Annotated in this window: 22 protein-coding genes; 5 read left to right on the top strand and 17 right to left on the bottom strand. The window is 39.5% G+C overall.

The window, feature by feature from the left end; genetic code table 11:
• Positions 1 to 62: 62 nt before the first annotated feature.
• Positions 63 to 815 carry a sterol desaturase family protein gene (locus EOK74_RS18710; RefSeq protein WP_133471635.1) on the top strand — a complete coding sequence of 251 codons (753 nt, stop codon included), beginning with the start codon at positions 63 to 65 and terminating at the stop codon, positions 813 to 815.
• Between the two features lie 74 nt (positions 816 to 889).
• Here EOK74_RS18710 and EOK74_RS18705 read toward each other — a convergent pair whose 3' ends face one another.
• Positions 890 to 3145 carry a xanthine dehydrogenase family protein molybdopterin-binding subunit gene (locus EOK74_RS18705; RefSeq protein WP_133471634.1) on the bottom strand — a complete coding sequence of 752 codons (2256 nt, stop codon included), beginning with the start codon at positions 3143 to 3145 and terminating at the stop codon, positions 890 to 892.
• A complete protein-coding gene (locus EOK74_RS18700) occupies positions 3142 to 3639 on the bottom strand; it encodes a (2Fe-2S)-binding protein (RefSeq protein ID WP_133471633.1) in 498 nt (165 codons plus the stop codon). Before EOK74_RS18700 ends, EOK74_RS18705 begins: the two co-directional genes overlap by 4 nt.
• 359 nt (positions 3640 to 3998) lie before the next feature.
• Here EOK74_RS18700 and EOK74_RS18695 point away from each other — a divergent pair, with 359 nt between their 5' ends.
• Positions 3999 to 4439 carry a hypothetical protein gene (locus EOK74_RS18695; RefSeq protein WP_133471632.1) on the top strand — a complete coding sequence of 147 codons (441 nt, stop codon included), beginning with the start codon at positions 3999 to 4001 and terminating at the stop codon, positions 4437 to 4439.
• Positions 4440 to 4489: 50 nt separating this feature from the next.
• Here the strand turns inward: EOK74_RS18695 and EOK74_RS18690 are convergent, their stop codons facing one another.
• A complete protein-coding gene (locus tag EOK74_RS18690; RefSeq protein ID WP_133471631.1) occupies positions 4490 to 5284 on the bottom strand; it encodes a DUF2145 domain-containing protein in 795 nt (264 codons plus the stop codon).
• Positions 5285 to 5339: 55 nt separating this feature from the next.
• Positions 5340 to 5720: a hypothetical protein gene (locus EOK74_RS18685; RefSeq protein ID WP_133471630.1), complete on the bottom strand. Its 381-nt coding sequence runs from the start codon at positions 5718 to 5720 to the stop codon at positions 5340 to 5342.
• Positions 5721 to 5866: 146 nt separating this feature from the next.
• Here EOK74_RS18685 and EOK74_RS18680 point away from each other — a divergent pair, with 146 nt between their 5' ends.
• On the top strand, positions 5867 to 6601 hold the full coding sequence (locus EOK74_RS18680; protein WP_133471629.1) for a helix-turn-helix domain-containing protein: 735 nt from the start codon (positions 5867 to 5869) through the stop codon (positions 6599 to 6601).
• Between the two features lie 18 nt (positions 6602 to 6619).
• Here the strand turns inward: EOK74_RS18680 and EOK74_RS18675 are convergent, their stop codons facing one another.
• The 9 genes from EOK74_RS18675 to EOK74_RS18635 form a co-directional block, all read right to left on the bottom strand.
• Positions 6620 to 7867 carry an ABC transporter permease gene (locus EOK74_RS18675; protein WP_133471628.1) on the bottom strand — a complete coding sequence of 416 codons (1248 nt, stop codon included), beginning with the start codon at positions 7865 to 7867 and terminating at the stop codon, positions 6620 to 6622.
• Between the two features lie 11 nt (positions 7868 to 7878).
• A complete protein-coding gene (locus tag EOK74_RS18670) occupies positions 7879 to 9195 on the bottom strand; it encodes an ABC transporter permease (protein WP_133471627.1) in 1317 nt (438 codons plus the stop codon).
• Positions 9196 to 9253: 58 nt separating this feature from the next.
• Positions 9254 to 9919 carry an ABC transporter ATP-binding protein gene (locus EOK74_RS18665; RefSeq protein ID WP_133471626.1) on the bottom strand — a complete coding sequence of 222 codons (666 nt, stop codon included), beginning with the start codon at positions 9917 to 9919 and terminating at the stop codon, positions 9254 to 9256.
• Between the two features lie 27 nt (positions 9920 to 9946).
• Complete coding sequence (locus EOK74_RS18660; RefSeq protein WP_133471625.1) at positions 9947 to 11239, bottom strand: efflux RND transporter periplasmic adaptor subunit; 1293 nt, start codon at positions 11237 to 11239, stop codon at positions 9947 to 9949.
• Between the two features lie 103 nt (positions 11240 to 11342).
• Positions 11343 to 12581 (bottom strand): ABC transporter permease, encoded by a 1239-nt coding sequence (locus EOK74_RS18655; RefSeq protein WP_133471624.1) that lies wholly within the window; start codon positions 12579 to 12581, stop codon positions 11343 to 11345.
• Between the two features lie 12 nt (positions 12582 to 12593).
• A complete protein-coding gene (locus EOK74_RS18650; protein ID WP_133471623.1) occupies positions 12594 to 13895 on the bottom strand; it encodes an ABC transporter permease in 1302 nt (433 codons plus the stop codon).
• 414 nt (positions 13896 to 14309) lie between these two features.
• Positions 14310 to 14813 (bottom strand): RNA methyltransferase, encoded by a 504-nt coding sequence (locus EOK74_RS18645; RefSeq protein ID WP_133471622.1) that lies wholly within the window; start codon positions 14811 to 14813, stop codon positions 14310 to 14312.
• A gap of 3 nt (positions 14814 to 14816) precedes the next feature.
• The gene (gene mgrA, locus EOK74_RS18640; protein WP_133471621.1) at positions 14817 to 15833 is read right to left on the bottom strand and encodes an L-glyceraldehyde 3-phosphate reductase; all 1017 of its coding nucleotides are present in this window, start codon (positions 15831 to 15833) and stop codon (positions 14817 to 14819) included.
• A 95-nt stretch (positions 15834 to 15928) separates the two neighbouring features.
• On the bottom strand, positions 15929 to 16354 hold the full coding sequence (locus EOK74_RS18635; protein WP_420818939.1) for a helix-turn-helix domain-containing protein: 426 nt from the start codon (positions 16352 to 16354) through the stop codon (positions 15929 to 15931).
• 86 nt (positions 16355 to 16440) lie between these two features.
• Between EOK74_RS18635 and tmpT the strand changes: the two genes are divergently transcribed.
• A complete protein-coding gene (gene tmpT / locus EOK74_RS18630; RefSeq protein WP_133471620.1) occupies positions 16441 to 17082 on the top strand; it encodes a thiopurine S-methyltransferase in 642 nt (213 codons plus the stop codon).
• Between the two features lie 86 nt (positions 17083 to 17168).
• Here tmpT and EOK74_RS18625 read toward each other — a convergent pair whose 3' ends face one another.
• Genes EOK74_RS18625 through EOK74_RS18615 form a run of 3 tightly spaced genes read right to left on the bottom strand, consistent with a single transcriptional unit; the run spans position 17169 to position 24725 of the window.
• Entirely contained in the window at positions 17169 to 20258 is a 3090-nt protein-coding gene (locus EOK74_RS18625; RefSeq protein ID WP_133471619.1) for an efflux RND transporter permease subunit, read from the bottom strand.
• Entirely contained in the window at positions 20251 to 23589 is a 3339-nt protein-coding gene (locus EOK74_RS18620) for an efflux RND transporter permease subunit (RefSeq protein WP_133471618.1), read from the bottom strand. Before EOK74_RS18620 ends, EOK74_RS18625 begins: the two co-directional genes overlap by 8 nt.
• Before the next feature lie 11 nt (positions 23590 to 23600).
• Complete coding sequence (locus EOK74_RS18615; protein WP_133471617.1) at positions 23601 to 24725, bottom strand: efflux RND transporter periplasmic adaptor subunit; 1125 nt, start codon at positions 24723 to 24725, stop codon at positions 23601 to 23603.
• Between the two features lie 312 nt (positions 24726 to 25037).
• Between EOK74_RS18615 and EOK74_RS18610 the strand changes: the two genes are divergently transcribed.
• The gene (locus EOK74_RS18610; RefSeq protein WP_133471616.1) at positions 25038 to 25484 is read left to right on the top strand and encodes a YaiI/YqxD family protein; all 447 of its coding nucleotides are present in this window, start codon (positions 25038 to 25040) and stop codon (positions 25482 to 25484) included.
• A gap of 60 nt (positions 25485 to 25544) precedes the next feature.
• Here the strand turns inward: EOK74_RS18610 and EOK74_RS18605 are convergent, their stop codons facing one another.
• Positions 25545 to 26855, bottom strand: a complete 1311-nt coding sequence (locus EOK74_RS18605; protein ID WP_133471615.1) for a DEAD/DEAH box helicase — start codon at positions 26853 to 26855, stop codon at positions 25545 to 25547.
• Between the last annotated feature and the right edge of the window lie 139 nt (positions 26856 to 26994).

Below are 26994 nucleotides of genomic sequence, written 5' to 3'. Positions count from 1 at the left end.
GGTGAAATCTTCATTTAATTTAAACAATGATTAGGAATTTAATTAACAAAAAGGAAAGGATTATGCCTACACCATTGGAAATTTTAATTGATCCAGTCTCACTGATGATTTTAGGAATGCTAAATGTGCTATTACTAGCTGAAATCGTGAAGCCTGGACGGCAACAAATGACAGCGAAGGGCTGGTATATACGCGCCCCAATTTCATTTGTGGTGTATTTCTACTCATCTACCTACCTGCCTTTATTATGGGACCAGTATTTAATGGAATATCAGGTATTTAATTTAGAGCATATAAATCCATTTCTAGCTGCCTTTATTGCTTTATTAATTTTTGAGTTATTGGTTTATGTTTGGCACCGAAGTATGCATAAAAGTAAAGTTTTGTGGAGGGTATTTCACCAAATGCACCACAGTGTTGAGCGAGTGGATGTGTTAGGTGCATTCTATTTTAGCCCGCTTGATATGGCGGGCTTTACCTTATTAGGGAGCCTAAGTTTAGTGGTAATAATCGGCGTGACTCCTGAGGCTGCTAGTTACTTTTTATATGGTTCGATTTTCTTAGTAGTGTTTCAGCATACTAATATCAAAACTCCTCAATGGCTAGGGTATGTTATACAGCGCCCAGAAAGCCATAGTGTGCATCATGGCGTAGGGATACATGGTTATAATTATTCTGACTTACCTGTTTTTGATATTTTATTTGGCACCTTTAAAAACCCTAAAACGTTTGTAGAAAAAACTGGGTTTTACAATGGTGCTTCAGCTAGAGTACCTGAAATGCTTATATTTAAGGATGTTTATAAACCTAAATAATAAAAAAGGTGCGGTATACTATTACCGCCCCTAATAAAGCTTCAGTTAAAGCTCTATAATCCCAAGATCTAGCCTTAGGCTTTTAGCTGATCACCTATTGGTAACTGCCTAATACGCTTGCCACAAGCAGCAAAAATAGCATTGCATAATGCAGGAGCATAAACCGGAGTGGCTGGCTCACCAACACCTGCTGGAGGTGCGTTACTTGGTATAATTTCCACCTCTACGTCAAGAGGTGAATCACTCATTCGTGGTACTCGGTAATCATGAAAATTACTTTGCTGTACACGGCCTTCATCAAAGGTGATACCTTTACTAATAGCCGCTGTTATACCGTATATAGAACCACCTTGAACTTGGTTTTTAACCGTATCAGTATTCACCACCGTACCTGCATCAATGCTTACCCAAGACTTAATAATATCTAGCTCACCACTTTCAGAAACCTCGACTTCTACAACTGTTGCCACATAGGTTAAAAAGCTTCTGTGAGCGGCAATGCCTAATCCTCGCCCTTTAGGAAGCTTTCTTCCCCAGTTACTCATATCAGCCACTTTCTCAATAACTTGTCGTAACCTACTTATGTCTAGTGGATAGGTGGCTTTATCAGCGCCGTAGTTATCGTATTCTGCATTCTGTTCAGTAACATCTAGAATACGGTCGGGACCGATAGTGTCTAGTAAATAGTCTTTTTGATCCCGTCCAGCTTTATGGGCTGCTTCAGCGATAAATGACTGCACAGCAAAAGCATGGAAAATATTGGATACTGAACGCATCCAACCAACTCTGGTTTTTGCCGGCGCTTCTCCGCTCTCCAATTTCATGTTGGGTGTGTTTATAGGGTTATCGGTAAACCCTAAACGCAACTCAAAGCCAAGGGGGGCAGTGGCACCTTCTATAAAAGTAGATGCAATAGGTGAAAATGCGGTGCGATGCAAATAGGCTTCTATGGCGCCATTTTTATCAAGAGACGCTTCGATATGTTGCGCCGATACAGCATGGTAAAAACTGTTTTGAATATCATCTTCACGGGTCCATTGAACACGGATTGCTTTGCCAGTTTTCATCGAAAGATAAGCAGCTTCTGCTGAAAAGTCAGGCTTAGACTTTCGACCAAAACCGCCACCTAGCATAGTGACATGAACATTTATTTGCTCTTTATCCATGCCAACCATAGCTGCAACTGTCGCCATGTCTGCCTGTGGGTTTTGGGTAGCAGCCCACACATCCACTCTATCTTTATGGTACATAGCGGTTGCACAAGGCGGCTCCATAGGCGCTTGTGCTAAGTGGGGCGCATAGTAATCGGCCACCAACTTATTACTAGCCTTGGCTAAAATGTTCTCCGCATCCCCTATTTTACGTACTGAAGATTGAGGTGAAGCGACTGTGGCTAATAGGTCTTTTTTAAATGCTTCTGAATTGTAATCACCATTTTTGCCATCGTCCCAAGAAACGGTTAATGCCCTACGACCTTTTATGGCTGCCCAAGTGTTTTTGGCAATAATCGCCACACCGCCTTTAGGTTGAAATTGCGGTGCCCCAGTAGGCGCTGGAATTTCAATAACATCTACCACACCAGCAATAGCTTTGGCAGCTGTGGCATCAAAACTCTTGGCTTTTCCTCCAACCACAGGAGGCCTTACCACCACAGCAATTAAAGCTTTTGGCTCTAATACATCTGCTGCAAAAGTAGCTTTACCGGTAACAATATCTTTTAAATCAATATGTTCCATGGCGGTATTGATATATCGCCACTCACTGCGCTTTTTAAGAGGTACTTTATCAGCATCTGGCGGGGTTAAGTTTAAAGCATCACTTACCAAATCTGCATAACTTAAGCTTTTACCAGAGCTATGGGTTACCTTGTGCTGTTCGGCAGAACATGAATCTATCGATACATTCCAGCGTTTTGCTGCAGCCTCACGCATAAGATAACGAACACTTGCGCCCATCTCTCGTAACCGCTGCATATTGTATCGAATACTCCGAGAACCATCAGTATTTTGGTCTCCGTATTTCGGGTCACCCTTTCCTTGAATCACCACAACCTGATCCCATGCAGCCTCCATTTCGTCTGCTACTATTTGCGCGATTGCAGTACGAATTTGTTGGCCCATTTCAGAACGATGACAAGTAATTTCTACTATGCCATCTGGGCGCAGTGCCACAAATAAATTGGCACGCTTTGCAGATTCAGAAGGCTTTGCAAGCACCCCAGCTATAACTCTTGGTGCGCCACCGGCTAAATATGTACCAAACACTAAGGCACCCACAGTGGCGCTAGACTTTAAAAAGCCGCGACGGCTTAAATCAAAATATTGGCTCATGCTTCTTCCCCTTTGGTATCAGGGACATAGTACTGTACCGATGCCATAGCTTTTGAGGCTGACTTAATTGCTTTATGGATGCGTGGATAGGTTCCACACCGACAAATATTACCAGACATACTCTGTACAATTTCATCATCACTTGGTGTTGGGTTGCTGGCCAGTAAACTAGCGGCTTGCATCATTTGTCCACATTGGCAATAACCACACTGGGGCACTTTGTGTTCCACCCAGGCTTGTTGAACAGGATGTTCACCATCTTCACTCAATCCCTCAATAGTGGTTATTCTGCTGCCTGACACGGCTGATACAGGCAATACACAAGAGCGCTGTGCAACGCCATCTATATGAACTGTACATGCGCCGCACTGTGCCATACCGCACCCAAATTTAGGTCCTGTTAGTTGCAGTTCGTCGCGCAAATACCACAGTACGGGAGTAGTTGGATCACCCGAAAACTCTCGAGTTTTACCGTTTATGGTAAACTTAATCATGGTCTTGTCCTCGTTGTCGTAGGTAAACGATAGTCACTCGTTTTGGATACGTTTGCTGCTAAAGTAATGAAAGTGATAAAGAATAGGCTGAATTACTACATACTACCTAAAAAGTATAAGTAGCATAGTCTGTGGAACTAAAATAAAGGATACAATTACTTAATTCAACTGTGAACTCAGTAAATACTCATTTTGCTCCGCTGTGCTGTTCAAAAGGATATTAACGTTGAATTAAATTAGCAGTCAGAGCAAACAATCCTATTATTGAGTATTTAAATGGGCCTATACTTAAAGAAAATAATGTTAAGTATTCCTTATGAGATGGAAGCTAATATCGTTGATAGTATTTGGAGAGTAAAATGGATTTAACCATAGTCAGTGTCATATTTGGTGGTGTACTTTTATCTGCAGTGGTATTTAAGTATATCCAACGAGAAAGTCGAGCCAATTTAACATTAACTTGTTTCTTAACTTTATTTGGTTTTGCTTTAGTGGCATCACCTGCTTGGACAAATATAAGTTGGAAGTCGAGTGATATTGAATTTCAACTGGTCAGAGAGACAACTCAGCAAATGGATGATTACGTGAGGATCCTCAGTAGCTATGATTCAGTGACTCGTGATCCCCGTAACTCCGAATATGTTAGTTTAATTAGCCTAGCAACGGAACTACGTAATCAAAAGAAGAAGATAGAGGTCGCTTTATCTGAGGGTAACTTAGAGCAAGCAATTACTGAGACTAAATTAGGTACCCAACTAATTGACCGAATTGCAAATACAATGGATGCCTCTCAATCCTAAATATTTCTCGCTTTTTAAAAAGATTGAATATGCTCAGGGGATTAGTCGTTTTAAAGAATTATCAAATTTCCTTCTCCGTAAAAGTTAACGCTATGCTTGGCTAAGTCATATTGTTGCAGGTAGTTGTTGATTGCACCAAAGGTTGCGGTAGCGATATTACCTGAGTGATCTTTAGTGGTAACGTCATCCATTAACATAGAGCCAAACATAAGTTTAAAACGATTTGTTTTAACTCTTTGCGGGGTGAAGTGCGCCCGAGTGTTAGCCTTAAGTTGTGGGATATTTGTTGTTTCATAAATGGCTGCGTTTATTAGGTCCAGCGTATATTCAGTACAATTTTGCTTTTGACTATTCATAGGGTTAGCAATAACTGAATATTTGGGATTATGTAATTGTGTGTTTTTACCTGTGGCAATTAGGTTTATAAGCCTTGTTTGAATTTCATCACTGGGAATAATTATTCCTGCTTTTAACTGCTGAGCTCCCCAGAAAAAATCTACAGGGTAGTCTTGAATCAATTGGCTACGATTTGGTTTACCGTCAACTTGATATAGGTTATGAATAGCATAGCCTTTTGCAGTTTCACCATGATCTAATTGGATCGTTGAATACACAGCAATTGCTGTATGGGTATAGTGAATACCTTTAGGCAGGTCTTTTTTGGGTCTTCCTACTCGGGCAATGATAAATGCTCTTGCACCTTGCTGTGCGGCATACTTTTCAACATCTTTTGCAAATTTAATAATCTTCTCTGGGGCAATTGTTGCTGGCTGGTTTGCTTGACTGCCAGCATTGACATTGACACTAAATATGCTGATAAGCGCGATTAATATATATTTTTTCATCGTGACCTCATTTATTAAAGCCTGCTAGGTGTTACCCCAGCAAGCCTAAGATTAGCTACTGAGTATGTGTAATAGTTTGTTTTTGTTGGATTTTTATAGTTTGGTTAGGTGCAGGATCAGCGGTAATGGTGGTTTCTGTGATGACTAATGGGCCGCTATTTTTATTTGATGGTTCAACACTATGGTTTGAAGAATCTGCCAGTACCGAACCAGCCTGCATACTGGCGGTACCTGCAACTACAGCTGCACTTCCTACGACAATCACAGGTGTGGCAATAACAGCGCTTGCAACGGTTGCGGTAGAGGCGACACTATGTGTAACTGCTAGTGCCGAGTGTTTACTGGCCTTTGAGGTGTGATGTGCAGAGTCTGCCGCTAAAGCCGGTAACGCACCCAATGAGAGTGAAAATATTAACGCCTTGATAGTTATTTTCATTGTTATTCCTTAATTATTTATTGCTTATGAAATGCTCAATAACTTTATGCTGCAGTATTTAAAACGTAAACAGTTTTGAATTATGTATACTTGATTAACACTTTTGGTATAGTTTATTGATACTTTTATAGGCTAATAGGATTAACGTGAGTCAGATAAGTCAAATTAATCAAACATTAAAGTCGTTACTTAGACAGCAACACATTACTTACAAAGATATCGCGGTTAGGTTAGATATGAGTGAAGCGAATATTAAGCGTATTTTTTCGACTCAGAGTTTTACGCTGCAGCGTTTAGAGCAAATATGTGATGTACTTAATATGACTATGGCTGATTTGTTCGCGTTAACTCAAAAGCAGGTGCAACAAATTAGTCAGTTGACGGTTGAACAAGAAAGCGAGTTATTGGCAGACCCTAAATTGCTTTTGATTGCTGTATGTGTTCGTGATGCGTGGAAATTTGACGAAATTGTAAACTACTATGATATTGATAAACTTGAGTGTATTAGGCTATTGGCAAGATTAGATAAATTGAAAATAATTGATTTATTACCTAATAACCATTTTAAGTCTCTGATTGCTCAAGATTTTAGATGGATACCTGGTGGGCCGCTGGAGCGGTTTATGGAAAAAGAGGTGTTAATTAAATTTATGGCGCCCAAACAAAATGAGCAATGGTTATTTAGGTTTTACCTGAGGGGGCGCTACTCTCAGTCTTCTATTGATATTATTCAGCGTAAGTTAAACCTATTAACCAAAGAAGCGGCTGCTCTTAATCTTGAAGATTCAGATTTACCGTTAAATAAAAGGCAGCATATTGGATTATTAATGGCTATGCGTCCTTGGGAGCCTTCTTTATTTGAAAATATGCGCAGAGCCTAAGCTCTACGCATATATGTTTTAAACTGTTCTGGTCGCAAGGGCAGGGGGGATATTCGCTGCTTTTTTAGCTGGCCCAAATACCGCGGCTTGCCCGACAAGCCAAAGTACCAGCATACCAATAGGGATGTAGAACCAATCTAGTCTGTCTAACCCAAATGCGTTAACGAGTATTACATTCAAGATAACGGTTAACACGGCACCTAAGAGCACTCCGATACTACTGATTAAAAAGTTTTCAAACATGAAGTAACGGATTATGGTCCCTTGAGTGGCACCTAGGGCGCGTCTAGTACCAATTTGTTTTTTGCGCTGATTTACACTAAAACTCGCTAAGCCGACAATTCCTAGGGCTGTGACGATTGTGAGTATGACCATTACGGTTGTCAAAATCTTAATCATGGCGGTATGGCCACGGTAGCTGCGCTCTCGGGTTTCTTCAATACTGCGCATACCTTTGATCAATCTTTGGTTGTTACTGTTAGCCAATAATTCTTCAACTTGATTCATTAGGGTGTCTCGCATACCTGGCTCTGTGCGAATAAAGTAACGACTACCCTTAAATGATTGTCTTTCGGGAGACAGCATAACATTCTCAACGTTACTCCAGTTTACCCATGGAGCTTGTAACTTATCTATTATCCCAACGACTACCATAGGATCGATGTCGTTTATATAAACTGTTTTACCCACTACATCGGCATAATTGATATCAGGAAATAAGTTTTCTGCCATGGCCTTAGTGATAATGGTCTTGTTTGGCCAGTCTACTTGCCCAACGGTTCGTAAACTTATATCGCTAGGAGCAAAGTTCTCTCCGGCAATTATTTCTACGTCTAATGCATTAACACCATGGTCATCTACCATGTAAACGGCGGTACCTACTGCATCATGCTCTACACCTGATTGGGTTTTTAATCCCATAGACCAACCACTGTTACTATTGGGTACGGCATTAGTTTGAATCGCATCGATTACACCGGGTAACGCCCTTAACATGGTTAGGTCTTCTTCAACAGTATTAGGGACATTGAAGTTTTCACCAAACCCTACGCTTGTAAGGTAAAAGCTATTTTCGTTGTCTATGCCGCTATCCCGTTGCATGTCTTTGTTTCGCTCAACAATGATATAAACTGAGTTAACTATGATTGTCATGGTTATCGCAATTTGTAATGCGATAAGTATTGCTCCTACCTTGTTTCGTAGCATGGCTCTTAAAATAGGACCCAGTTCCCAATTTGTTGACGTCTGAGGTTGTGACTGTTTCATCTTCACTTTCCTTATTGGTTTTTTAATTGGCTGGCGGGGGAGATATTACAAGCTCGCCAAGTGGGATATAAACCCGCTGCGATACTTGATACCAAGGCAATGACTAATGCAACGACGATCATAGATGCGTCAAGGGTGGCCAGATCATCAACGAAATCACCGTATAAAGATTTAATGCCTTGTAACCCCACCAAAGTTAGCCCTAAACCTGCAACACCACCTACTAAGCCAATACAGGCGGTTTCGACTATGTGCTGTTTAAATACATCAGCTTTAGACGCGCCAACTGCTAATCGCAAACCAATCTCAGAAGACTTTCCTGTGAATTTAGCAAGCAGTAACCCTATGGTGTTTAATAAGCACACAAGTAAAAACATAAAGGATAACCACATCATCATTTTGGCATCTTCCTCAACCACTTCTTGTCGCTCCATCCATTCCATCACATCGTTTAGACGGTTGTGTAAAGGGCGTGGAAAGCGACCTAATTCTTTTTGAGAACGTACATAATTATTTAAAAAGTCTAAGTAATCAGCTTCTGCCTGGGCATTGGGGAGTTCAACCCACATTTGGGTGTTAATACATTCTGAACGCAAAAATGCGGCATAACCTTCACCATCTGGGCTTTTCCAGCAGCTGTTGTTACCCCAGTTAGGCAGCTCTAGATCTTCTTTTAGTGAAAACGGCATAAATAGCTCTTCGGTTTCGTTAAAAGGGCCATTATTTACATCATAAAATTTAGGCATGACTTCCCATGTGTCAATCACACCCACAACTTGAAAGTGTCTACCCGCTATCACGATATCTTTACCTATGGAGTTTTCTCCTCCAAAAACACTCTCATTAGTACGTTTACTGAGGACCACGACTTGCTCGCGATTACTATCTGAGTTGTTATCCCATGGGCCACCATATAAAAAGGGAACGTCAAACATAGCAAAAAAGTCTGTATAGGCTAAACGGATTGATGCTTCAAAGGGCTTAGATTCGCTGCCTTGAGGCTCAATTATTGCGCCTGACATACTCATGGCTGACTGCCTTAAGGCTTTTTTTGCATGGGTTAAATTAGTCGCATCTGTCCAGGTTAATTGGTTGGGTAGGGCATCATCGTCATCATTAAATGGATTATTAGGATCCCAGCTGTCGACTTGAATGTGAAATAATTGCTCACTCTTGTGAGGAATAGGATTGGCTGACATCAAGTAGTTAACGGTAATAGTGGTCATACTCGCGCCAATGCCAAGGGCAATGGCCGTTACCATTAATAAGCTAAGAATAGGATTTCTTTTAAAGCTCTTAAAGGCTAATTTAATATAGTAATTAAACATGGGAATATTCCTGGTTGATACATGTTGCTGAGGTTTAAAGGACTCGTTACTCAGCGGCTTAAAGCTCACTCACTTGGCCATCTCTAACATAAATATTACGTCTAGCCTGTTTTGCGAGGTCAGCATCATGTGTCACCATAATGATGGTTGTCCCGGCATCGTTAATGGTTTTGAGTAATTCCATTACACTGTTTGCCATTTTGGTATCTAAGTTACCTGTAGGTTCATCTGCCAGCAAAAATCGTGGCTCACCTGCTAATGCCCTTGCGATAGCTACACGCTGTTGTTGACCACCAGAAAGTTGTGAAGGAAGGTGTTTCATACGTTGCGCTAGACCAACCATTTCTAAGCTGTTTTCAATTCTTTTTTTACGCTCAGCGCTGTTAAAACCGCGATAGCGCAAAGGTACGTCCACGTTATCAAACAGGTTCAAGTCGGGTATCAAGTTAAAGCCTTGAAAAATAAATCCGATTTTTTCATTTCTTAGTTGACTACGGTGCTTATCATTTAGGTTACTGACATCTTGACCATCTAATTCATAGGTACCACCATCGAAGGTTTCTAGTAGCCCAGCGATATTCAAAAACGTTGTTTTACCTGAGCCTGATGGGCCGGTTACCGCTACAAAATCTCCTTCACCAACCTGGAGGTTGAAGTCTTTTAGTGCATGGGTCTCTACTAAGTCTGTACGAAATACCTTTTTAACATCGGTCATTTTTAACATGATTGATTCCTAATTATTGTTCTTTTTTTAATTGGTAATAAGGACGCTCTGTGCGCCATTAAATTGATCGGTACCCGACACAATTATGGTGTCGCCTACTGCTAAACCTTCTAATATTTGAACGCTAGATAGGCTCCGAGCACCTGTAAGTATACTGATACGTTGTGCCATATCGTTTTGAATTTTGTAAGCGACTCTGCCGTTACCTGTCTCTAAAAACTGGCCTCGCTGAACCATGAGCACATCTTGTTTATTTTCCATGAGAACTCGGGTGGTTAACCTTTGATTTTGGCGTAACCCTTTGGGCTGGCTAATAGAGTCATCGGTAGAGGCCATAAAACGTACACGGCCGCTTACTTGGTTGTTTTCTATTTCAGGAGAAATGGTGACTAGTTTTGCTAAGTGGGTCTCACCATTTAGGGTGACTTCAGCCGTCATACCTATGGCCAAATCATCTGCGTAACTTTCTGGAATATCTACTTCAAGTTCAAATTCAGATAAATCTACCACGCTTAATATGGCTTGATTTTTGGCTACTTGGTTTTTTTGTTCTACCGATAAATTACCCACTAATCCATCCACTGGTGAGCGCAGGGTAAGCTCTGCAACTTTACGGCTTAAGTCTTCAACCAGTAGAATTTGACGCTCTACGAATAACTTCTTGGCTTTTACTTCAAATGCTAGGCTTTCTAAATTTAGCTCGGCATCTTTTACTGAGTGTTTATAAACCAACTTGGCATTTTCTAATTCGTCTTGGGCTTTTTCGTAATCTATTTGGCTTATAGACTGACTTTTAAACGCTTTATCTGCTCGGCGTTTTTCTCTATCTGCTGCAGTTAAGGCTACTTTCGCAAGATCTACTGCCTTTTGATTAACCAATGCTTGTTTATTTGATTGAATTTTTTGCCTATCAAGCTCTAACTGTAAACGCTGCAGGGCAGACTCTTCTTGCTTTAATTGGTTGGTTAACTCAGGGCTTTCGATTACCGCTAGAGTTTGTCCTCTTGTTACGCTATCTCCAGCGTCCACTTCAAATGATATCGTGCCTTGCGCTGGGCTATACAATTTGGGGCTTACTGCTGCCACCACTCGACCTTGTACCGACAAGTCTCGTATTAAATCTCCTCTGGTAACCGTAGCGGTTCTAACTCTTTGAGCTGAAATACTGGTATCAGAATTGGACCAATTGCTTAATGAGGGCGCTAATGTGAAATAGAGAACAATAGCGACTACGGCTAAGCTTAAAATTATCCAAATAGCTTTTTTGTTTTTCTTTTTTTGAACAAGTGTATCTTGGCCGCTAGTGTCTGCGATTCTCATTTTTTTTCCTGAATATTGCACAATCAAGGGGTAAGTCGATTGCTTTAGTTAAAAAGTTTAAATGTATCTTAAATTTATTTTTGAGGCTTGGTTTAAGTCTCCGTTAATTACCTTGAGTTGCGGTAATAGGGGAAACTCTCACTGCTTTTAGAATAGGCTTAATAGTGGCGATAATATTCAATAAATACATAACTAAAGCTGCTATTATTAAATAGCTCAAAGGTAATTTTTGAAAAGCATGTTGCTCCACCAAAAATACATTAAGGGCGATAGCAAATACAATGCCTGTAAAGATCCCAATTGAGGTTATAATTAAATTTTCTAAAAGAAAATACCTGAAAATATCATACTTATTTGCCCCTAGTGCGCGGCGTATTCCTATCTGTTTGGTCTGTTTTAATATCTTTAAAGAGGTAGCTCCAGTAATTCCTAACCCCACAATAAAAGACAGAGAAACTATAACTACCAGCAAAATAGTTAATGCGGCTAAATCAGCTCCATAAACCTCTTTTTTAGCGTCTGATATACTTTTCATTTTTCGTATTAAGCGTTGTTTGTTACCTAAAGCTAGGGTGCTTTCGATTTCACTCATCATATCATCAAGTGTGCCTGGTTTTACCCTTATTAGGTATCGTGATGAGTTATGCGTAACCACTGAGGGTGTGATAAAACTATGTTCCAAGTGTTTCCAGCCGGGCCAAGGAGCATGCAAGGTTTTGATGATTCCTTTAACAATAACTAATTGATTATTATCAATATAAATAGGCTCTCCTAAGGTGGATTGCCAGTCATCTGTATTAAATAAAGCCTGGGCTGTACGAGTCGTCAGTAATACATGGGGCGCAAACTTAGAGGTATGCGGAGATTGCCAAATTACTTCATTTGTAGAGAAGTTCTCTCCTGCAACTAACTCTAAACCGAGTGCTTCGATACCATGCTCATCTAGTTTATAACTGGCAGCTGGTATTGGAGATAGGCTATCTTGGTTAGTGCTTAAAGCAAACTCATCACCACTATCACTGTAAGGAAAAGAGTTAGTTTTTACGGCATTTACAACATCTGGTAGGGCTCTGATTTTTGCAAGATCTGAGTGAATAGTATTTTGAATATTAAAGTTATCAGTAAAGCCTGAGCTTGTTAAGAAGAAGCTGTTGGACTCATCGATTCCACTTAGAGTACTTATAGTTTGAAATCTATCCACAGCTATAAATAGTCCATTTGCTATTACAGCTAAAGCTATGGATATTTGAGAAATTAACATGAGGGTTGGGTATTTTTGACGGGCCAAAGTCCGGAAAATTGGTGGAATTGATAGGCGCGTGATAAATACTTTTAAATTCATTTTAAGGCACCTTTATGTTAAGTGTTTGGCAATTGGAGTACGGTTTAAAAACCAAATTGGGCCAAGTGCACTTATAAGGCTTGATAGTATGCTCAAACCAAAAGCAAAACTAATTAAGGTTAGGTCTAAGGTTAAGAAAGTACTGAAATTCGGGTATAAATAGCTGATACCTTGTAAGCCAAACAAGCTAAATATTAATCCGAATACACCTCCTAAAACTCCCAAAATCATGGCTTCAATCATAGATTGTAAAAAGATGTTTTGCTGGTTGGCACCTAAGGCTCGCCTAAGCGCTACTTCATGGGTGCTGGCAGTAAATTTTGTGCTAATTAAACTTGCAGCATTAAATAAACACACAAATAAAAAAAGTAAGGCTAAGCTAAAAAATACATAGATATCTTTACTCACTACTCTTTTATAACTAAGCCATTGGTTGATATCTAATAATATGTTGTTAATAGGGCGTGCAAAACGGCCCAATTGTTTTTGTTGTTGGACGTAGGAGTTTAAGTAAAATTCGTAGTCAGAGAAATGTGTTAGTTCGTCGACCTCAACCCATAACTCAAAGTTAGTACATTCTGAGTTTAGGAAGCCTTGATAGCTATCTCCTAGATTGGTTTCCCAGCAATTAGTGATACCGCCATGTGGTAGTTCTAATTCAGCTTTAATTTGAAAAGGTATATACAAGTCTTCTGGTTTACTAAAAGCGCCATATACCATGTCATAAAATTTAGGGGAGGGGTGCCAATCATCTAATACGCCTACAACTGTAAATATCTTGCCAAGCATAGGTAAGGTTTTACCTATTGAGTTTTCCCCTGAAAATACTCTTTCGTTAACTTCTTTAGTTAAAACGGTGACGTACTTTGCCTCATTAGGCTCGGCATTTTGCCAGCCTTGGCCGTACAGAAACGGTACGTTAAACATAGGGAAAAATTCACCATGGGTGGCACGCATTACCCCTAAAAAGGGCGCAGCGTTTTTGTCTGTTGGCGTAACCATTCCCCAAGTGATGGCGCTGGCTGCTTGGTATTTGGCTTGTTTAGCAGCAACAATATTGGTAGCGTCTTGCCAAGTCACTTGCTCTGGCGGTAAGTTCGGTTCTATAGCGGCTTTATTGGGGTCCCAGTTATCTAGTTGAACATGTAACACCCTTGCACTTTTAGTAGGTAAGGGATCCGCAGACATTAAATAAATTAAAGCATAAGTAATCACACAGGCAGCTATGCCTAAACTGATAGTCAATACAATTAGGGCCGTTAAATTAGCTTGTTTGAATGTATTTTTATAGGCTAATTCAAAGGTGTAATTCATAGTGTTAACACTTCTGTTATAACTTGATGTCTAATTTGTTTATTATTATTTTTCAATGACATACCTTCTTTTTACAGCAAGTTCACGACAGTTGTTATTATTTGTAAGGGTAAGATAGTTTCACCACTGTGTCTACTAATGTTATTTAAGCTTGTTCATAGGCCACCAATTCTTCTAATGCTTGTGTATAAGTCTTCAAATAGTGACCGTTTAACTTAAATTAACATTTAGATAGCACTTAATGGTTGCGGAGTAACAAAAAAAGGAAGTAACCGAAAATAAGCAGATGCGCATAGTGGCAGTAGTGTAAACGATTTAACTGATGAGATGATTGTAAATGAGTTGTTGAGTAATGTAGCCTTTAAAGGCGTACTAGCAATCCTAAGCTGTGTTTGCCCCTTAGGTTAACAGGGTTTACTTATTAACCTTAGTTCGATTATTTGTGTCTCTACTTGTTTCAATCACAGAATTATCTTTCGGCATCGCAGCCGTTTTAGCAAGTCTGTCATACAACAACACATTTACCGTTGCCGCTAGGTTCATACAACCGATAGTGGGGATGTAAACCACTTGGTCACATTGGTCTATTACCTCTTGTTCAATAGAGCCGTCTTCGGGTCCAAAAATGTACAAAGCGTTTTCTGGATGTACAAACAGCGGTAATGGAGTGGCACCTTCAACGAGTTCAATGGCCACTTTTGTTAATTGCTTGTCTGATTCAAGACCAATAATTCTGTCTACCTGCATAACAGGGATATCTTGATGTACGTTTTTGGTATCGGTACGAAAGGCCCGTGCACGGGCGTAGCGTTCGCCGGTATAACGGATACTCTGTGCTTGGTAATTTCCTGCTGCTCTTAAGATGCTACCCATATTTTGTGGGCTTTTAGGGTTAGTAATGGCTAAGTGAGTTTGCACGTTTTATGACTCTAGTATTTGGCTGATGTTTGTTAACTCTGATTCACTGAATGTTAAATTATCTAATGCTGCAACACAGTCTTCTATCTGGCTTACTTTACTCGCGCCTATTATGGCACTGGTTACCGCTTGGTTGTTTAAAACCCATGCCACCGCCATTTGTGCTAGTGATTGCTCCCTTTGCTGTGCCAGAGAATTTAATTGTGAGATTTTATCTAGCTTGTCTAGACTAATATTATCTTTATTTAAGTAAATTTGTTCGGAACGTGCCGCCCTAGAATTCTCGGGAATCCCCTTTAAATATTTGTTGGTCAATAAGCCTTGCGCTAGTGGCGAAAACACTATTGATCCGACATTTTCATCGAGTAACACATCGGTTAACCCATCTTCAATCCAGCGGTCAAACATGTTGTAGCTAGGTTGATGGATCAGCAGCGGTGTACCTAAGTCTTCTAATATGCGGATAGCTTGTTTGGTATGGACTGGCGAATAGCTAGAAATACCTACATACAAAGCTCTACCTGACCGCACTATGTAATCGAGCGCTTGCATGGTTTCTTCAAGGGGAGTGTTTGGATCATAACAATGGGAATAAAACACGTCGAAATAGTCTAGTCCGGTTCGTTTTAAGCTTTGGTCAATACTAGAAATTAGGTATTTTCTTGAACCGCCAATTCCATAGGGGCCAGGCCACATGTCGTATCCTGCTTTACTTGAAACCAGTATTTCATCTCTGTATGGCTTCAAACTATTAGCCATGATCTTTCCAAAGGTGCTTTCTGCTGAGCCAAAGGGTGGACCATAGTTATTGGCTAAGTCAAAATGATTGATACCAAGATCAAAGGCTCTATGCAGCATTGTTTGAGCGTTAAAGAAGGGGTCTACTTCACCAAAGTTTTGCCAAAGCCCAAGAGATAAGGCAGGTAGCCGTAAACCACTCTTACCACAGCGGCGGTAAGGCATGTTTTCGTAACGGGTTTCTGCCGCACAGTAAAGGGGATTCGAGTCTTTGGTTATCATTTTTTAATCAGCCTAGTATAAACAGCGGCTAGCCTAAACCAAAGTGACGAATTTCTCAATTTCAAAGAGACTCTTGCTAAACTATTGCTTGGTGACTAGTTAGCCTTTCTCTGCAATTTTCTCTTTTTATCTTTTTGGGTAATAGATAAAAGGCGTTGGAATTTTGGGCATTCAAGGTGAGAAGGGGCGCTGCAGTGTGCTGCGTGAATTAGACCATCTCGTAATTTAGTGAGCTGTTTTATTTTGTTGTCAACTTGTTCTGACTTTTCCAACAATTTTTGTCTATCAATTTCTGAGCTATTCTTTAATGCCATATCTGATATTTCATCTAAAGAAAAATCAGCAGCTTGCCCTAACAAAATTAATGATAACTGTTGCACCACTTTGGCTTTAAAGACTCGCATAATTCCATGACGACCAGAAGACTGTATTAAGCCAATTTCTTCGTAGTACCTAAGAGTTGAAGCAGGAATACCGGTTTGTTTTACGACTTCAGTAATAGTTATAAATTTTTGTGGCATTAAACCTTGACCTCAAGTGGACTTTAAGTTGTATGCTACTGATATAAATTCATCAATCAAGTGTAAAGTAGTAATTAGAGGCTCCTATGGAAAAAGAATATTGGATCAGTAAATGGCAAAATAAAGAACTGGGGTTTCACCAGCCATCGGTTAATCCTTTATTAGAAAGTCACTTCTCGAAATTGGCGCTAGAAGAGGGAGCCAGAATTTTTATTCCTTTATGTGGTAAAACCTTAGATGTCGGGTGGTTGCTGTCATTAGGATACCAAGTAGTCGGTATTGAAATGGTTGAGTCAGCTGTAATTCAATTATTTGAAGAGTTACAGGTAACACCCAATATTAAAACTATAGGTAAGCTGAAGTGTTATAGAGCCGGTGAATTAGAAATTTATGTTGGGGATATTTTCGATTTAACTTTAGATATATTAGGTGATGTAGATGCTGTTTATGATCGAGCTGCACTGGTTGCATTGCCTGAAGGGCTACGTAAAAAATATGCAGTCCATTTACCGTTAATTACAAAACACGCAAAACAGTTATTAATTAGTTTTGTATATGACCAAAACAAGATGGCTGGACCACCATTTTCAGTAGATGATAACGAAGTAAATAACCATTATAGAGTGGCGTATTCCTTAACTTTGTTAGCTGATGATAAAGTGAAAGAAGCAGTGAAAGGGAATAAGGATGTTTTAGAGAAGGTTTGGTTATTAATCTCTAACAATTAGGCCGTTTTTGTTGAGCTACTTAAGTTGGTGATTTGAGTTGTTAAGAGAGGTTTTTAAGCCTCTCTTAAATTGATAACACCTATTTGTCATGACTCTGCAATGAGTTTACTCACTAAATTTTTACTGTTATTTATCATATTAGCTGTTTTGGCTCTAAGCTTAAGTAACAACAAATAGGCTAGGGGAACTAACACTAAACTAGTTAAGGTCGAGAAAACCAAGCCACCAATAATCGCTATAGCCATGGGGGAGTATGCTGGTCCATCTCCTCCCAGCCTAGTGCTTCCAAATGCTAAGGGGACCAAGCCTAAAACGGTAGTGGCTACCGTCATTAATATAGGTCTAACCCGGTTTAAACAAGCCTCTATAATTGCTTGCTGTACTTGTAAACCTTCATTGATTAATTGATTTATTCGATCCACTAATACAATGCCATTGTTCACCACAATTCCCATCAATATTAACATACCAATCATACTCATTATCGACATGGGAATGCCCGCTATAAAGAGTGCCCAAAACACCCCCGTAAGTGAAAATAACAAAGAAGTGATAACGGCCGTTGGCAGTAATATTGACTCAAATAGAGCTGCCATCACTATATAAATCATACAAAGAGCCAAGAGCATATTAGTTTGCATGGCATCTTCATTTTGATTTTGGCGCTTAATACTGCCATCAAAAGTCCAGCCATAACCACTAGGCAACTGTATGTGCTCCATTACTCCTTTCATGCTTTTTTGAACCTCTTCTAATGTTACACCGTCTTGTAAATTACCTCCTATCGTGACCGATGTTTGCCTATAACTGCGGTTTATTTCTGAAGCTCGGGGGGCTACCGATAGGTTGGCAATCATATCTAAGGTGACATTTTGTTGACCTTGGCGGGTAATCGTAAGGTTTTTAAGGGCATCCACTGAGTTTTGTAGATTTTGGTCGTACATGAGTTTTATGCCAACTTCACCGTTTTCACCATGTCTAAATGTTCTTAGGTTGGTTCCCCTTAACGCCGTAGCAATAACTTGGGATATATCTTGAGTGTTGAGGCCAAATCTAAAGGCTTTTTGTCTATCAATCACTACTCTTAACTCTTGTTTCTGTTGACTGGTATCAGTCTTAACTTCCGTCAGTCCTTTAATATTTGAAAATACGGGAATTATTTGTGCTGCTATTTGGTCTAGCCTTTCAGAAGAGTCCCCAATTAACGTCATTTGTATGCCGCCACCGTTGCCTTGATCCCATTGAAAACTCGGTTTTGCCGTTACGAACTTAGGCATATTTTCGGTAATTAGTTTTTTAACGGATTTTTGTGATACGGGTAGGTTATCTATTAATGTAATTCCAGAGACAGCATGCCCAGCAGTAAAATAAGTATAAACTTGTTTTATATAAAACTTTTCCTGATTGCTATACAGGTAGTTCTCCATTTTATTAACGGTTTTTTCTACTTCTTCCATGTTGTAACTGCCTTGCACATCATAGTTTAGCCAGACCCTGTTTTGGTCGCCATCATTGTCATCGTCGCTGGTAACGTGTTGCATAGGTAGCGCTGTACTCATTAAAATTAACACTGCAATTAAAGCGGTTTTACCTTGATTGTTAAGTGACCAGGTAAGCAAATCTTTGTAAGCCAAGGCCATTTTACTAGGACGCTTTATATTAGTGTGCTTGCCTTTGTTATTCTTAGGCTTGATTTTAGTTGCAAGTAACGGGATGAGGGTTTGCGATATCAGGAGCGAGGCAAATAGCGAGATGCAAATGGCAATGGCAACGTGTTCTAAAAATATTGTGACATTAACTTTAGCACCAACGATATTAGGTAAAAATACAATAGCCGTTGTGATCGTTCCTGCTATAACAGCAAGGCTGACTTTAGCCACCCCCGCTTTGGTAGCATCTACAGTGTTTGCAATGCTTTCTTTCTCTTGTTCGATGCTTTCGGTAACGACTACTGCATTATCAACTAGCATACCAACAGCTAACATCAAGCCCATCATAGATAAAATATTGATGGTGTATCCCATAACGTACATGCAACCTAAGGTAATACAAATACTAAAGGGCACTGATAAAACTACCAATAGCGTGCTAGTAATATTTCGTAGAAAAGCATACAGCACAATCAGTGACAATAAGGCTCCAAGTAGGCCAGCATCAAGTAAGTCCGATAGAGATTTAGTGACACTCTGTGCTCCGTTATCCATTATAAAAAGGTGTATGCCGTTAAAAGCAGGGTTATGATTTGCTTCATCAATAACCTTCATCACATCGTCTGAGACAGCCACCATATTGCTGTTAGATTCACGATAGATATTAAAGCCAACAGCATAGGTTTGGTCTAGATGACGACCTTCTATCCGTTTGGGCTTTTCGTATTGTACTAAAGCAATGTCACTTAATCGCACCCCTTTTTTAACCATTAAATCCTGAATTTCTTGGAGGCTATTAAACTCTCCTTGTGGGTTTACATTTATCTTTTGCTTAAGATTGTTGTCTTGATAACTCCCTGCAGAAAGCGAAAAATTGGCATTTTTCAAGATGTTAGCTAATTCATTCGGCTTTACCTGAAGAGCGGTCATTAATTGTTGATCTAAACGAATTGATATCTGCTTTTGGGTTACACCATACAGCTCTACTTTTGATACACCTGCCACTCTTTCAATGGGGCGTTTAAGGTTACGGTCTAACAAATCGTAAGCACTGGATAAATCTCTATCGCTAGATACTCGAAGCGTGAATATGGGCATATCGTTGGTGTTAAATTGATAAACTAATATTCTTTCAACATCAGATGGTAATTCATTACGAATGGCATCTATTTTTTCTCTTGCTTCAATACCTTTGGCTTTGAGGTTTTCGTCCCAAGCAAATTGTAATCTAATGACAGCTGCGTCTTCTGTTGAGCTTGATCTTAGCCGTTCAATGCCAGACATAGTGGCGAGTGCTTCTTCTATTGGCCGAGTAATCATTTTCTCTACTTCTACCGGGGTGGCGTCTTTGTAGGGAATACGTATGGTTATTTCTGGAATGTCAATACTTGGAAATTTTTCTAAAGGTAATAATTGGCTTGAGATTAACCCAAACACCAGCATTGAAAAGAACAGCATGCCTATAGTTACGGGGCGACGTATTGCAAAGCCTGCCAATGCAGCTCCCGTTGATTCAAACTTATCCATGAGCCGCCCCTTCATTTAGTGTGTCTGATAAGGTGTTTTGTTGCTGTGATACAAATTTTTTGCGATCAAATAAACTGTAAAGGACAGGGATAAAAAACAGAGTTAATAAGGTAGCGAACATCAGCCCATATATAACAGTTATTGCCATAGGTGTGCGGATTTCAGCGCCTTCACCTAGGCCGATGGCCATGGGTAAAAGGCCTAAAGTTGTGGTTAAAGTGGTCATCAATATCGGCCGTAATCGACTTTGTGCTGACTCTATAATGGCATGTGTTTTTTCAATACCAGAGGCTCTAACTTGGTTAATCCTATCTATCAGAACAATGGCGTTGTTAACCACAATTCCCGCTAACATGATTAAGCCAATAAATACTACAACACTTAGATTTGTACCTGATAAATACAAGCCATAAATAGAGCCTGCACATGCTAGAGGTACGGTAAATAATATCAATAGTGGATGTAATAGGGATTCAAATTGAGATGCCATCACCAAGTAAACTAGAAATATTGCCAAAGCTAAAGCAAATTGTAATGACTGGAAGCTAGTTTGCATTTCTTCACTTTGCCCTGCCACCTTAGTTTGAATATTAAGGGGCAAGTTTAGTGAATTGATGTGTTCATTAACCGCAGTTACTGCTTGATTAAGATCACCAAAGTTTAAATTTGCAGAAACCACAGCAACACGCTCTTGGCCAATTCGAGTTATTTCGCTAGGGCCAATAGACATGGTAATTTCAGCAATTGCATTTAGCGGAATAGCGGGAGTCGCTCCAGGATTTACAATGATTTGCCCTATGTCTTCTATGGAGTCACGTTGCTTTTCAATAGTTCTAACTAAAATATCCACCTTTCTATCTTGAATACTATATTTTGTGGCGACTTCTCCTCCCACTTTAGTGGCGATTAGTTTGGATACATCTGGGGCATTTATACCCAATTGGGACATTCTACTATGGTCGAATTTGATTTTTAATTCAGGATTTCCAGATTGTAATGTCGATTTGACATCTGCGAATCTCTGATCATTCTGTAAACTTTCCACCAGTAATTGGCTGTAGTCACTTAAAGATGTTAGGTCATAACCAATTATTTGTATTGCTAACGGAGTGGCAAAAGTAAATAAAGCTGGTTTGCCAAATTTACTTTGTACGCCTGCTTGTTTAGACAAATATGCTCGCATATCTTCTATAACCCTTTCGGAAGATTCTTTAGTACTATCAGGTGTCATAACTACATTCAACTTACCCCAATAATCGCCACCTTGACTTGCTGATGCATTCATTAAGCTACCTGTACCGGCAAGTGCATATGTTCTTTCAACACTAGGTAACGTTGAAGTGAATTGGGCTAAATCGGTAATGACTTGATCTGTTTGAGCTAACTGGGAACCTGTTGGTAAATTAATTTCAACAAAAAATTCTCCTTGTGACATATCAGGAATAAGCTCCATACCTATTTTAGGTAATAGTAGTAATGACAGGGCCGAAACAATAATTACCGAGCCTAAGACTAGGATTCTTATTTTAAGGGCTGCTTTTAATGCCACTAAATATATGCGTTCTATCTGAACAAATATTTTCTCAAAGCTCCAAAGAATGGGCTGTAAAATTAGCTTTGAAGCCTTGCCGAATACTCTGAATATACCAATACACAATGTAGATAAGGCTAAAAATATATAGTAAAAACACAAGCCAATCCCGTTAAATAAAAACCTAAAGGGAAGGGCAATGTAGTAACCAACTAGTGCTTTTTTGCTAATTGGTTTTATGTTCGGTTCTGAAGGACTAAAGACTATTTTGCTTGGTTCTTTGTGGTGGTTATTGCCTTTTTCTCGAGCGGCTAACATAGGGATTAACGTTAACGCAACGAGTAGTGAAGCAGCAAGAGCGAAAGTAACGGTTAAGGCTTGATCACTAAATAATTGGCCTGCTACCCCTTCTACAAAAACCAATGGAAAAAACACTGCCATGGTGGTGAGCGTTGACGCTACTATGGCCATTGAAACTTCTTTTGTTCCTACAGCGGCTGCTTGTTTTGGGGTTTTGTTCAGGGTTTTGTGCCGAGCAATGTTTTCTAACACTACAATGCTATTATCCACTAACAAACCTATTGCGAGGGCGATCCCTCCCAGACTCATAATATTTAGGCTGATATCATTGCTATACATTAAGTTAAAGGTGGCAATTATCGATACAGGTATTGAAATTGAAATAATCAGAGTAGACCAGATGTTTTTCAAAAATAAATACAAGATTGCCATAGCCAATAGCCCGCCTATAATACCAGCTGATTTCACTTCATCTATGGCACTACCAATAAACCTTGATTGATCATAAAGGAGTTGTAATTGGTATTGAGCTGGCATGTCATTCTGGATTTGCTCAATTCTAAATTGAACATTTTCGGCCACCTGCACTGTATTTGCATCGCCTTCTTTATAAATAGCAATTTCAACACCTTGGTAACCGTTAAACCTATTCATTGAGGTCGGCTCTTTATAGGCTTCTTTTACCGTTGCTATATCTCCCAATCGAATGTTTTTACTTTCTCGAGTGGCAATAAATAGGTTTCGAATATCTTCTAAATCTTGAAATTGATTTAAGGTTCGAACAAGATACTCTTGAGAGCCATCTTTAACCCTGCCGCCTGAAGAATTTACATTTTCATCTTTAAGGCGTTTTATAATGTCACTTACGTTTAAATTAAGTTGGTTGGTTTTTTGCTGGTTTATTAAAACTTGAATTTCGTTTTCTAACCCACCACTAATTTTTACTGACGCTACACCAGCTACTGATTCAAGTTGTCGCTTTACTTGTTCTTCACCATATAGCCTCAGAGCTTTAATATTTTTCTCATTGATTGGCATGGTTTTATGGTCATTATTGGTACTCTCTTTAACACCACTAAGGCCAAAACGTAGTACAGGATCTAAACTAGGATTAAAACGTAGTAATAAAGGTTTTGTAACATCTAGAGGGAGTTGCAAGGTGTCTAACTTTTCACGAACTTCTAAGCTTGCTAAATCCATATCTGTTCCCCAGTCAAACTCTAGAAGTACATCAGATTGACCTGCTTTTGACGTAGATGTAACTGTATGAACACCTTTAACAACACCTATGGTTTCTTCAATTGGTTTAGAAACAAGTTGCTCTATTTCGCTCGGTGCAGCGCCAATGTAGTCTGTACGGATAGTGAGGGTAGGGTAAGATAATTCTGGTAACAGATTTATCGCTAATCTAGATAAAGACACCATACCAAATAGTATAATGGCTAAGGTAAACATCCATATAGTGACTGGCCGCTTAACTGCAATATCAATTATGTTCATATTGCTTATCCTTAACCTTTAACAGGAGTTTCGGGTATGTCAACTAGTGCGGTCTCTGTCGATATGATTTCTACAGGGGCTTGGTCTCTTAAGTTTTGGTGGCCAGTAATTACCACCTGTTCATTACCGGTAAGTCCACTAATGACCTCAACTAATTCCCCTTGTTGATAGCCAATGCTGATTTTTTGTTTACTAGCAATGCCATTTTCAACAACAAATACATTGATACTATCATCAATGGCAATTAGGGATTTACGGGCTAATAAAAGTGAATTTTTATGGGTGTCGTAGTTGAGTTGAACTTCTGCAAACATGCCTGACTTAAGTTGGTTATTGGTATTTGGAACTCGTAATGTTACTTTGAATGTACCTGTGGTCGCGTCGATAACTGGGCTGATACGCTCTACATAAGCTTTGATTGTGGTATCGTCTAAGGCGGTTAATATTAGAGTGGCTTGTTGATTTTTGAATACTTTAGAAAGTTCTTTTTCCGGAAGGTAAACAATACCGTATAATTCTTTTTGTTGAACTATATGGAACATTCTCGCTCTTTGGAAAGATTCGGTTAAATTACCAACTTTGGCATTACGCTCAGCTATATAACCCGATATTGGTGCAACTATAGTTGCTTCTTTTAGATCTAATTCAGCCAACGATAATGTGGCCTTTGCTGACTCAAATTGTGCACTTAGCTTATCGTAGGTATCATCACTGACTAGTTTTTGATTATAAACTTTGTTTATTTTTGCTAGCTCTTTTTCAACTCCTACTAGATCCGCTTTTGCTCTGTCTAAATTAAGGTGATAACGACGGGGTTCAATTTGCGCCAGCACTTGGCCTTTTTCTACATAGTCACCTTCCTCAACATAAATGTTTTCTATAATGCCTGATGCTCTGGGAACGACAAAAGCCTCTTCTTTGGGTTCTAAAACCGCTGTAGTGGTGTAGTTTGATGAAATATCACCTTTAGACAATAGGGTTATTTCTACAGGTACTGAAATAATTAATTCTTCAGATGGTTCGTTTTGAGATGCGGTTTCGTTGCTATCGCCACAGGCACTCAATAAGCTGACACTAAGTAGAAGGCTTAAAATTGTAATTAAATTGCTGCTTGGTTTTTTTATTATTAAGTGCATTTGGGTTCCCTTAAAAAACGTAAATTAAACAAATAGTGAGTTTGTAATTCTTACGTAGCAGTGACCATGCCAAGGAAATAAAATACATAAAAAACAATTGCTTATGGTAATTCCGTGCCGATTTCAAGTAAATCACTATTAAGTTTTTAGTGTGTTTGATTACTAAATGGTTTAATTGACCAATTTTAATTTTTTGAGGTTGTAGCGCGTTTATTTATTGTTAGCTAACAGTAATGAATTGCTTGTTTGATTAGGTTACAAAACTTACATTAGGGTTGTAGAGTTTTTAGTTTTTAAAAGTGAGGAAATAAATTGAAAATTTGGGTGGATGCAGATGCGGTCCCTGTGGTGATTAAGGATATTTTAAACCGTGCAGCGCAACGAAAAGAAGTCGAAACCATATATGTCGCTAATCAATATATTCGAACCCCGCCATCAAAATTTATAAGGTCCATGCAGGTGCCTCAAGGGTTTGATGTCGCTGATGATGAAATAGTAAAGTTAGTGGAGCTTGGCGATTTAGTTATAACCAGCGATATCCCACTTGCTGCTGAGGTGATAGAAAAAGGTGCCCTCGCATTAAGTGGACGAGGAGAGTTGTTTACTAAAGAAAATATTCGTTCAAGGCTTAATATACGTGATTTTATGGATACCATGCGAGCCAGTGGTGAACAGTCTGGAGGGCCACCACCTTTAAACCAAAAAGACAGGCAGAATTTTTCAAACCATTTAGACCGTATTCTTACAGCAAGTCACTGACTAAAAAAGCAGGCGTGTTAAGCCTGCTCTTTTAATGGTATTTGCGTATTTCGTTTAAGCTTATCTATTTCCTGAAGTGTTATTGGCTGGTTTTTTTCTGCGTCGCTGTGAAGGTTGCCCATTGTTGTTGCGTGAGTCACCAGTGCGGTTACGATTAGACTGATTATTTTGTCTATTAGCTTGTGGTTTCTTTTTAGCCTTTATAGGTCGCTGACCCTCTTTGGACTCAGGTAAAGGCTGGCTTGGTTCATAACCAGCGATGACTTTTCTTTGTATGAGTTGTTTAGTTAATATTTCTATATCTACTAACTCTTTAAATTCATCTTGTGTCACCATTGAAATGGCTTGTCCTTTAGCGCCAGCACGGCCTGTCCGACCAATTCTGTGAACATAATCTTCAGCAACATTTGGCAAATCAAAGTTTACGACTTGTGGTAACTGATCAATATCTAAGCCTCTAGCAGCGATATCAGTAGCAATTAAGGCTTTTACTTTACCTTGTTTAAAATCTGATAGAGCTTTGGTACGTGCACCTTGGCTTTTATTACCATGTATTGCAGCGGCCGTAATGCCACGACCTTCTAACTGCTTAACAATGCGATTTGCACCATGCTTTGTGCGGCTAAACACCAATACCTGCTGCCAGTCATTTTCTTTAATCAAGTGGGTTAAAAGCTGTGACTTTCTGCTTTTATCAACTGGATAAACCCACTGTTCTACTAAATCTACTGTAGTGTTTGCTGGTGACACAGAAACTTCTACGGGGTTGTTAACTAAGCCCTTTGCTAGTTTTCTGATGTCGTCAGAAAATGTAGCTGAAAACATTAAGTTCTGACGTTTTTGGGGTAACAGTTTAATGATTTTTTTAATGTCATGAATAAAGCCCATGTCTAACATACGGTCTGCTTCATCCAGCACTAGGATTTCTAGCTCATTAAATTTAACGGCGTTTTGATTATACAAATCAAGTAAGCGGCCAGGAGTAGCAACAAGAACATCGGCCCCTTTTCGTAACTTTTGCATTTGTGGATTAATACCAACGCCCCCAAATACTACAGTGGATCTTAACGATAAGTCCTGTCCGTAGGTTTGCACACTTTCCGCTACTTGAGCTGCTAGCTCGCGAGTAGGAGTAAGTATTAAGGCTCTAGCTTGATTAGCTTTAGCAGGTTTACCTTGGCTTAAAAGGTGCAAAATAGGCAATGTAAAACCTGCAGTCTTTCCTGTCCCTGTTTGGGCGGCAGCCATTACATCGCTACCTTTTAACACAGCAGGGATAGCCTGCGCCTGGATAGGAGAGGGGGTGGTATATCCCTTACTAGTAATAGCGGATAAAATTTTTGGTGAAAGGCCTAGGTCGGCAAAACTCATAGATAATTCTCAAAATTAGGTGATTAGCAATAGTGTCAAACTAAGCCCATGCTTTGTTTGAAATATGAACGGCTAAAATAAGTCGCGGGAGGATACAGCAAATAAGCGACAATAGCACCACACCTATAAATTAAAAATG

This window comes from Paraglaciecola marina (assembly GCF_004360155.1).
In the GTDB taxonomy this organism is placed as follows: Bacteria; Pseudomonadota; Gammaproteobacteria; order Enterobacterales; family Alteromonadaceae; genus Paraglaciecola; species Paraglaciecola marina.
This window is presented reverse-complemented; position numbering and strand designations above follow the sequence as displayed.